Source organism: Acinetobacter sichuanensis (assembly GCF_003024515.2).
GTDB classification, from domain to species: domain Bacteria; phylum Pseudomonadota; class Gammaproteobacteria; order Pseudomonadales; family Moraxellaceae; genus Acinetobacter; species Acinetobacter sichuanensis.
This window is the reverse complement of the sequence record NZ_PYIX02000014.1, coordinates 82,154-91,545: the sequence shown is the minus strand read 5'-3', so window position 1 is coordinate 91,545 and position 9,392 is coordinate 82,154. Positions and strand designations below refer to the sequence as shown.

The 9,392-nt window shown below is 38.4% G+C and carries 2 protein-coding genes; both read left to right on the top strand.

The annotated features are described in order from the left end of the window. The first annotated feature begins 1,011 nt into the window (after positions 1–1,011). Entirely contained in the window at positions 1,012–2,646 is a 1,635-nt protein-coding gene (locus C9E89_RS10335; RefSeq protein ID WP_107008186.1) for a hypothetical protein, read from the top strand. A 31-nt stretch (positions 2,647–2,677) separates the two neighbouring features. After that, positions 2,678–9,316 (top strand): strawberry notch C-terminal domain-containing protein, encoded by a 6,639-nt coding sequence (locus C9E89_RS10330; protein WP_107008185.1) that lies wholly within the window; start codon positions 2,678–2,680, stop codon positions 9,314–9,316. Positions 9,317–9,392: the final 76 nt, after the last annotated feature.

Here is a 9,392-nt window from a genome sequence, read left to right as displayed (position 1 = left end):
TTATAGTGGTGCCAAAATACGAGCGAAAGTTTTTTATAAATGGGGTGTAAACTTTCTTCCGTCCTAATGATGTAAGTTATTGATTTATAGTGCTGGCAAATTTCGAGCGAAAATTTTTTATAAGTGGATGTAAACTTTCTTCCGTCCTAATGATGTAAGTTATTGATTTATATTGGTGCCAAAATATGAGCGAAAGTTTTTTATAAATGGGTTGTAAACTTTCTTCCGTCCTAATGGCGTAACTCATTGATTTTCTGTTATAGTAAGAACTCAGCGAAACTTTGTTACATCCAGTTGTAAACTTTCTTCCGTCCTAATGGCGTAAGTTATTGATTTGTCGTAAAACGAGCTAAATAGCGATCGTTGGGTCGTATATAAGGGCTATTCCTCATAAAATCTGAAAGTCTTTATTATCAAGGCTCTCATGAAATTGGAAAAGTTATCCGCAGGATTTTGAATTTAATTTGCGCTCAAATGAATTTAATTTGCGCTGGAAGTATTTTTTTATTCTATTTAATTTTATTATAAACAGTGACTTACAATACTTGCTAGTTTGCAAATTTCCAATATTGCAAAAAGCTAAAAAATGAACAATATTTTACTCATATTTTTAAATACATTTTAATATACAAGAACTTAATTTGTGGATAGAATTTAACTGCAAAGTGGATAAAAACGTCAAAAATCAGCTAAAAACGCCTTTTTTTCTAAAAAATCAAATTCAATTTGCGCTCAAATGAATTTGATTTTCGCTCGTACCATTTGTGTTTTTCCGTCCTAATCCTGTAATGTCATGAAAAATAAGCATAAAAAAAGCCCCTAATTAACTTCCCTTAATTAGAAAGATAATAAACATAAATTTCTTTTTAAAAATTTACTCTTAAACTTTTTAATATATTTTTTAATTTTTTATTTGCCTCCTTAGTATATACCAATGAGGTTTTGTAGTATTTTATAAATAGCTTGAGTCAATGACCAGCAATCAAAAATATAAAGCGTGGAATTTAAGAAATGAGTAAAAGTGATAATACGATTAAACGTATCGTCATGACTGTAGATCAATTTTACAAACATGATGAACAAGACGAGCAGTATGCATACGGCTTTGATATGTCTACCAATGAACCAGTTCGCATACGAATGAGTTCATCTGAAGAATTCACGAAGATCATTAATAAACTCAACAAGCATCATACTGAGAATGTTTCAGTAGATGAAGTCCACGCAAAATTTGATTCTGGACGTAACCAACGTACTTCATTAGACACACATAATCGCGGTGCTAACCGTGGTCGAATTATCTGTTTTGACAAATGTGTTGACTCACCCAACGAATCTCTTGACGGTTATAAAACTTATGTTGCTCAGTGGTGCAACGTAATGAGTAACAACCCGAATTCGCAATTAATTAAAGCAGTCACTTCTATCAATGTGCATCAACAAAAAAACGGCGATTTCTTTGTTAAAGCTCAAATCATTGAAGATGCAGCACATATGCAAGTGCCCAATTTAAAAATTAATTCTCCAGCACTTCATAACGCTATTATTAAAAATAATTTACAGCTTCTTGTTAAATCTTTATCGAATAGTACTGACAACCAACCTGAGCGCATTCCATTTTCAAAAATTGTTGTGCGCTATGAGTCTGGTTCTGTATTAACTACAATCCCATTGATTCCAACCTATGACAGTGCTGATCGTGAAAGTGTTAAGCAATTCGCTAAGCCAGATCCGTTGATGCAACGTGGCGGTATTGATAAAACTAAAAAGTCTTATCGGGTTGCTAAAGATCCGATTGAAAGTATCAAAGATATTTTGAACGGCAATGACTTTCACACCGCAACATTTGATCCAAATTTTGTACCATCCAACCAGTATGAAAAAGACCAGTTCGATAAACAGGCTCAGAACGTTTATGTTATGGACCAGGCCCGTATTGCCCTGTTTGCATTACTTGGCGATCGACAAATTAAAGTGTTCTACAATGAAGATGTAGACAAAGAAAAAAATCAAAATTTAAAACGTCTTTACGCTGGCTTGGTGAGTCAAAAATTACTGCCTGAGGTTTATCATGGCCAACAACTACAACTAGGTGCGCTTTACAAAGACACGTTCTTAAAGAAATTTTTCAACAATAAAACGCCTCACGCTGGTTTTCGCAAGGTAGATCCAGAAATAGATTTACGTACTGGTGAGGGTGTTCGTGGTGTTGGTGCACCTCCCCTAGTGAATCAATTTACCGATGACTACGGCAATCCAAAACCGCACGACTTAAATCCTCAATTTTTAAGTCAAGTTGATCGTCAGACCATGAATAAATTGACGCATGCAAAACAGCAATTTGCTGAAGCGTTTATTGTTATTCAACCACACCAACGGAACTCGAATAATTGTTTTGTCTCGTTTATCGAGCCTGTTGAACTTACTCAAACCCGTATGAATGCGTTGAACTTTTCAGAAATTACGGTAGAGCATGTACAGCAACATAAAGCTTCAATCGATAGTCCGTTATCTAAGAACTTCAACCACGATCTTTTACCTGATCCGCAAGAGTTAATGATGAAAGTCAGACAGCCAGAAATGGATGTTAAGAAAAGCCAAGAAAAGGCTGCGACTTCTGATGTCTATAACGACATGACTTTTTAATCAAATAAAATAATTCTTCTTCAGGTTCGCTATGACTACTCATGATTTAAACGAAAAAATTAAATGGATCGACTTATCACAAGCTGGTGTATATCTCGATGTACGGCGTGTTGGCCAGACGGATAGCCAATTACTTTTATTGGACGTTCAAAAAAAACTATCTAAAGAAAATTTGAATAACATTGGTTTTACACCGATGAAGTTTGAGGCTTATCCTCACTTTGACGGTCACTTGTATCAATACAATTTGAATGAAACGATCAAACCAAGACTGTTTCATGAAGTTTTGGGTATTCCAAAAGAATTTATCCGTAGTGTGCTTGCGACTCGCCAAGAATTGCATGATTTATTCAATGCCCAAGCAAAAACATTGGTGCCACAACGATTGAACGTTGCGTTGAATAGTGCAACTCCACTCGGTTATAACTCTGATGGCAACAAAATCTATGCTTCAGCTCATAACCGTTTTTACGTGAATGCCCAAGGTACGCAAATACCTGAAGGTCCTAATGATCAGCCGTCTAGTCTGTACTTACGTGCGACCAAGCAAAAAGATTTAAAAGAATGCTTAAGAGGCTATATCTATCAATTAGAACATGAAACAAAGAGCCATAATCACCAGGACTTTTTAAAGTTTTTAGCTCTAATCACGCAAGCCAAAAATGCTGACGTTGATGTATCCAAGGTAACAGATAAACAGATCCATACTGCAGAAGAAGCGCTTGAAACAGTGATGGTCGAAAAGTTAGGTGAGCTTGATTTTACTGAGAGCTCATTTAAAACGAGTTTAGCGTTATACAATCGCATGCCGACTAAGACCATGCGAAACAATACGATTCGTATGTTACAGCAATATTCGACTCCAATCCCGATGTCACTTGTGGCTCAGCGCTTATTGATTGAGGGTGATAACCGAACAAAACAAAACTTTTCCGTGCTCGAGCCAACTGTGGGTAATGGATCTTTAATCGGTTTATTAACCCAAGAGCGTAATGCTTCTGTCTATGCGGTTGAGTTAGATCCCAAACGTGCTGAACGTACAAAAGCACTGACTCAAAATTATGAATGCACGGTTGTTACTGCAGATGCTACACAAATTGATTTTGAGCAAACGTTTAAGCAAAAAGTTGACTATGTGATTGCCAACCCTCCTTTTGGTGCTATGGATAAACTAGAACGTGTTGCACCAATTTTGGTTCAACAGCGTAACGGCGTAGATCCAAACCCATTATTGGTAGATCCATCAGAAAACGTCTGGTTCAGTACGGATAAATTGGACCATGCCATTCTGGTTAAATCACTAAACGCACGAAACGATCAAGGGCGTTCAGTTTTCATTATTGGCTCAGATAAACAGATTTCAGATGGTACGGTTGAGCGTAAATCAAAGAATTTACTTAATTATCTCTATAAGCATTATGAAGTTGAGGCGGTTGTAGAAATCCACGGCAATGCATATGCACGAAACGGCGCTAATCAAAATGTTCGTATGTTAGTGGTAGGCAATCGTAAAAACGAACAAGCGTTACTACAAACTTACCAATCTTCTGTGGTACCAGATAAGTTGAAAGTCATTACGGACTATGACGAACTTTGGGGATGGGCTAATAACGTAATCTATAATCGTTTGAATCCGAATAAGGATCTATACTTCAAGCCAACTACTCCGACTCCAGTTGAGCAACAAGCACAACAAGCACCAGTGGTTGAACCTGTTGTTGAGGTTAAGCCTGTTGAAAAAGAAAATGACGATTTGTTTGCCAGTCTAGGTGATGAACAGCCTGTTTCGCCACTTGAAGATATTGCATCAAGTGTAACGCCTACGTCTGCAGTCACTATGTTTGATGAAGTCGTGGTCGCTAAAGAAGAAGAGATTAATCAAGAGGAAGCTGTCAAACCAAAACCGATGTTTGGTCGTAAACCTAAATCAAAACCGAATAAAGTTTCTTTTGACTTCGGAACCGTTGAAGTTAGTACGCAAACAACCAGTTCAGATGATGATGTACCTACACCAACTGAAGCTACACCAACGTTTGAAAATGAAAATGAAAATGACAATGATTTCGTGCCTGAGGTAAAGAATCCGCACGAGAACCAAAATCAGGATGAAGACCTTGACGATGACGTTAATCTTCAAGTAGGTGATACCACGGTGACCAATGAGGGTGAAACACCTGAACAAACACCAGCTGAAGAACCAGCGGTAGAGCAAGTAAAACAGGAACCGGGTTTAACTGCTGAAGAGATTGCTAAGTTAAATTCTGAATTAGCGATCGGTACTGAGCAAAAAGAAGAACCGACTGTTGAATCTGACCAATCAAATTTACAGCCGATTGTTCCTGTTCCTAATGCTGAAAACACAACAGAACCAACTCCGGAAAATATATACCAAGTTAAGTATATACCGATGTCTATGGCATCTGAGCCAATTGCTTTAGTGGCTAAAAACCAGATTAAAGCGATTAATCAGGCAAATGCTCAATTGACTACACACATCCAAAATGTATTAGGTTTTGGGGGTATCAATTTCCAAGCTGAAGTCGATAATGGTAACTACCCTACTCTTGTTGATGCCTATGTCGCTAAGAAATTGCAATATGACAATTTTGATGCACTAAAGTCCGCTTTTGCATGTGAACAGGTCGATGCGGTTGCCCATATCATTTTACGTTTTGACCAAAACTTACCTGTGCTTATTGGCGACCAGACGGGTTTAGGTAAAGGTCGTATTGCAGCTGCGTGTTTACGATATAGTGCGTTAAGAGGAAAGCCCCCTGTTTTCCTTACAGATACAACGCAACTCTTGAACGACATTTGGCGTGATATTGTTGCTACAGACAGTGACAAGTTCTTTAAAGATCCGTTTATCTTTAACTCGGATGCTGTGATTAACCGCTTTGGTACTGAAGAGGTTTTATTCACTGGCCAAGATCTGCCTAAGGAAATTGAAGATATTCCAGCGCAACATGACTTGGTATTGGCAACGTATAGCCAATTTAACCGACCAAACCGGAAACGTGCGTTATTGACTCGTTTTATTAATCAAGACACTGTTTTGGTGATGGATGAAACGCACCGTGCAGCATCCTTGAAATCAGCTACAAGTCAATTTTTCTTAGATGTTATTGATCAGACCAATCTAATTAATTTCCAGTCTGCATCGGCAATTAAGAAACCTGAAAATCTTGAATTCTTCCATAAATTGTTCCCTCGATCCGTATCTCGTAATGACTTACAAAAGGTTATCGATAATGCAGATGGTCCAATTTTGGAGTTTATTTCTGAAGGTTTGGTAGACAGCTCTGCCATGATTCGTAGAGAGCAAGATCTCTCGCACATTACCATTCAAACCTTTGTGCCAACTGAAGAGGAAATTAAGAAATTTCACAATTACTCAGATGTTCTTTCTGACATCTTGACGGACATGGTGAAATTTTCTAAAGATATTCGCCTCGATGCGCTAGAAAACATTGCCAATGATGATGATGCTGTTGCCAATTTAGACTTTCATCAGGATTCAGACGATCCGAAAAACCGTTTAAGTTTGAGTGTGATGAACTTTGGATCTCGAATGTACCAGATTCAAAAGCAATTCCTATTGGCATTGAAAACTGACTCTACAAGTGATGCTGTGATTCAGGCATTACATGAGGGTAGAAAGCCCGTGATTGGTTTGGAAAATACGGGTGAGAGTCTATTCAACATTTTGATGCAAAGTCGCATGGAAGCGATTTTAAAAGCAGATACGGCGCAAGACGTTACCGCGGATTCGCCTGAAAAAGAAAAAGCGTTTAATAACTTCAAGTCGGTATCGTCAGAAATTGAATTTCTTGAAAATGAGCTTCAAAAACTCATGATCAAAGAAAACCGTGACGCTGGCGATGAAAAAGCAGCGAAAAATATTCAAAAGGAATTGACTAAGCTTGAAGATAAGCGCGGTAGCTATCTGCAAAGTCAAATTTCTGTTTTAGATGAACTCCCACAATTCCGTGACTTGCTTGAAGTGATGTTAGATCGCATCGATGTGGTGAAAGCTGAAGATAACTACGGTAACTCGTTCGTTAAGAAGCTCAGTACGGAAGTGACATTTAATGAAAACGGCGATCCAGTGGTAAGTCCGTATAAAATCATTTTGGATCGTATCAAAGAAAAGATTCAAAAGTTCCCTGATCTACCTTTGATGCCTTTGGACGTACTACGTAACAAGGTGACAAAAGCTGGCTTCAAGATTGATGAAATCTCTGGCCGTCAGATCCACTTAACGGAAACAAGAGACGGCAAATGGAAGGTTAATAAACAAGAGAACAATACGACACAAGGTAAGATTTTGGTTCAATCAAAATTCCAATCTGGTGAAATCGATGTTGTTATTGTGACTCGCTCTGGTTGTACGGGTATTTCTCTACATGCAGCCAAAAACCCTGATCCTACAATTCCATCGGATCACTTGCGCCAACGTGAGTTGTTTTTCTTGCAAAAACCTGAGAACTCTACCGATACGATTCAGATGATCGGTCGTGTGGGTCGCCGTGGTGAAGAATCACATCCGATTATGACGACAGTAGATTCGGGTATTCCAGCAGAAACACGTATGCACTTAATGATGATGCGTAAACTGTCTACCCTATCAGCGAACGTCTCTGCCAACTCAGAAACCAAGTTTAACGAAAACGATTATCCTGACATGCTCAACTACATTGGCAACCGGGTATCGTTGGACTATTTGAAAAATAACGTGAACTTGGCGAACACACTTGATATTGATATTTCGGATGATGAAAAAGGACCATCGTATCGCACGGCGCAAAACTATCATGTGAACCAGTTGCTATCTAAACTGATTTTGATGCCGATTAGTCAGCAAGAACAGGTTTATCAAGACTTGGTTGTTGACTATAACGATAAGATCCGTGAATTAGACTTGTTGGGTCGTAACCCACTCAAGACCAACTTTTTAGACTGGAAAGCTAAAAAAGTCCGTGAGTTTGAAGTGAAGGACAACTTCTTTACCGTGACTTCAGAAACAGAAGCAGCCAAGATCAATACCTTTGATCTACCTGTGCGTTTTGAAGGTCTGCAATACATTGAACATGTTGAGCCATTACGTGCTGACAACCTAAAACTCATGTTCAAAGAAAGTGATGATTATCTGGTGCGTCAATTTAAACGTATCAATGAAAACATCAATGAAACGGTACACGGACTACTACACTATGCCTATAACTTTGAGGCATTGATGTACCAAAAATATGAAGGCTTTGCTAAGCAAAAGTTATTTTTCAAAAGTGGGCAAATGCGTGGTGAAGTAATTCGTGATTATCGACACGAAGTATTTGATCATTTCGGTGTTGTTGAAGCCAATGTAAAACACATTGATGATATTCAATTTCGTAAACCTGATGATCACTCTGCAGATGCCTTTGAAAAAGTAGCTGAAGCGGTTTATCTAGCCAATGATCCTATTTTGACCTCTAACTTTGATCGCATGTATCGAATTGTTCAGGATCTAAAATTCTTGGCTCGTTCTATGGAAAGGAACGAAAAAGAAGGTCATTCAGCGCATGGGTTATTGTTCCTTATCTCAAAACCTAGTCTTTTTGATGATGAAGTGACGCCAGATCACAAAACAGGTGCTTTGCTACGTCTAGACCTACCGCCGTTACGTGTAGGTGCAATCACACCGAATGCGGTTAAGCTTGATTTGGTTTACCCTGGTGATAAGAAGTCGTTTAAAGTTCCACTGATCAATTACACCATGCAAAATGCCAAGCAAGACTTGGATTGGGTAGCTCCAGTGAGTGAAAAAGGACGTATTATCCTAAAACGCTTCAATCCTGAATTTTATTCTTATGCTGATGTGAATAGACGTCATGTTGAGGATCGTCAACCCTTGGTGAACTTATTTACTGAACAAAACAATTATTCCCGTTATACGCGTACCTATTTTGAGAAAGCGCCGTCTGGTGATGTCACACGACAAGCGATTACCTTAACGGGCAATATGTTCAAGGCACATAAGATTGTCAGCTCACTAGATCTACGACATTCAACCGTTATATTTACCGATGCTGATGGTATGCGTAACCGTGCGTTATTATTGCCATCAAATACACCAACTGACTTGTTTGAAAGCTCTCTTGAAAACCAAGTGACGTTTAAGCAAGTTAAAGAGATTGCGAACTTCTTTAATCAATTGCCTGTAAACATTGATTTCAACCGCAATAACTATGTGGGTACTAAGGTTAATTTCCCGTACAAGAAAGCAAGTATTGAGTTCTACTACAACGGTTCAGACTGCTTTAATGTGACGGTGAAATCTGTTGCAAAACAGTTCAATCGTTTTATGTCGAATACCAACGTATTCCATGATCCTAAAGGCGGTAAAACAGATGAATCGTTGAACATCCACTTTACTGAGCCAGGCCGTAATGAGTTTAGATTTGCGCTTGATCTCAAGGATGTTGAACGCTTTGTTGACGAGCTGGACAGTACAACCAAAATTGAAGCTGCCTTTTTGGATTTAAAATCTAAACTTCCTGATGGTAATGGTTACTTTTTAAATGAAATTAACCTTATGCTTAATCCTCCAGAAGAGCCAGCTTATAAGGCTGAGTTACCTGAGGGTAAAACCCTAGATAACGATCAAGAAATCCAGCAATTATCTTTCTAAAACCCTCCCTTAAAAGGTATATACCAGACCATACGTGAATAACAATTACGTGTGGTCTAGTTCGTATATACCATGT

Excerpts from the sequence above, each read along its gene's own strand:
- C9E89_RS10335 (WP_107008186.1), top strand. The coding sequence starts at position 1,012 with ATGAGTAAAAGTGATAATACGATTAAACGTATCGTCATGACTGTAGAT.
- C9E89_RS10330 (WP_107008185.1), top strand. The coding sequence starts at position 2,678 with ATGACTACTCATGATTTAAACGAAAAAATTAAATGGATCGACTTATCA.